Origin of the sequence: Vibrio sp., assembly GCF_050299255.1 — a bacterium.
Taxonomy (GTDB): domain Bacteria; phylum Pseudomonadota; class Gammaproteobacteria; order Enterobacterales; family Vibrionaceae; genus Vibrio.
Window position 1 is genome coordinate 1 of record NZ_JBNKVP010000179.1, and the last position, 1516, is coordinate 1516.

Annotated in this window: 1 protein-coding gene; it reads right to left on the bottom strand. The window is 45.6% G+C overall.

Annotation, left to right across the window (positions count from 1 at the left end; all coding sequences use genetic code 11):
* Positions 1 to 198 precede the first annotated feature (198 nt).
* Positions 199 to 1516 (bottom strand): glutamine synthetase family protein (locus ACQY6F_RS18925; RefSeq protein WP_428776669.1); only part of this gene is annotated, 1318 nt, incomplete at its 5' end.

Sequence of the window (1516 nt, forward strand, 5' to 3'; positions counted from 1 at the left end):
CCTTTGTCATTTAACGCTTTGAAGTTAGTAAAAGGGTGCAAGCAATGTGCACTATCTTGCTCAATCCATTTAGACATAGTTTCATTCCATGGTTTATTAATAACGTGAGCACTACTTTCCCTTTATCCGCAAAGATAAATGGTTCGACGGTAACGTTCGCTAGGAGAAAGTAGCTTTCACTTGGTAATTAAGTTTGACTTATACGTTTAAGAGTAAGAACTCACGCTCCCAAGAGCTGATAACTTGAAAGAACGTTTTGTACTCTTTTCGCTTAATTGCCACGTAAGCAGAAACAAATCGATCACCGAGAATTTCTCTCAGCTCGTTACTGTTTTCCAGCAGCAATAACGCATCTTCCAATGTATGAGGAAGTGAGTAAGGTTCTGTCGTCATGTCACCTGTACTCTGTGGTGTCGGGGTAAGTTTTTCTTTCATACCCAAGTAGCCACAGGCCAATGACAATGCCATCGCTAAGTAAGGGTTCGCATCCGCACCGGCGTAACGGTTTTCAATCCGGCGGGCATTCTTATCAGAGACCGGAACTCGAAGCCCAACCGTGCGGTTGTCTTCTCCCCAAGCTACGTTGGTAGGCGCTGACTCGCCGAAGACCAGTCGACGGTAGGAATTGACGTTTGGCGCAAAAAAGGCAATCGCAGCCGGGGTATATTTTTGCATGCCAGCAATATAATTGAGGAAGAGTTCGCTGTTAGAACCGTCTTCATTGGCGAACAGGTTCTTGCCGTTCACGTCCACCAAACTTTGGTGAATGTGCATTGCACTACCTGGTTCATGCTCCATTGGTTTCGCCATAAACGTCGCATAAACATCGTGGCGCAATGCGGCTTCTCGTACCGTGCGTTTAAAGAGAAACACCTGATCTGCCAAATCTAACGGTTCACCGTGATCGAAGTTCAACTCCATCTGAGCGGCACCCGATTCATGAACTAATGTATCAACGTCCAGGCCTTGCGCCTCACAGAAGTCATACATATCTTCAAAAATAGGATCGAATTCATTCACAGCATCGATACTGAAGGATTGTCTGGCCGTTTCAGGTCTCCCATTTCGACCAATCGGCGGCTCAAGCGGATAGTCCCAGTCCAGATTTTTCTTAACCAAGAAAAACTCTAGCTCAGGTGCCACTATTGGGTTCCAACCCTCTCTTTCGTAGAACGATAAAACACGACGCAACACCGCTCTTGGGGAAACTTCTACTGGCTCACCATCCACTGTGAAACAGTCATGAATTACCTGACCTGTTGGATCTTTTGTCCATGGAACTAACCTAACCGTATTTGGATCTGGCTCGAGATTCATGTCTTTCTCGGTGAGATCAATCATGCTTTCATCGTCTGGCCAGTCACCGTTTACCGTCTGGAAAAAAATCACTTCGGGAAGATGCATCCCTCCTTCTCGAAGAAATTTTTTGGCGGGCATAATTTTGCCTCTTGCGTTACCAGTAATGTCAGGGATAAGACACTCGACTTCAGTAATACGGTTTTCTTCAATCCATTTC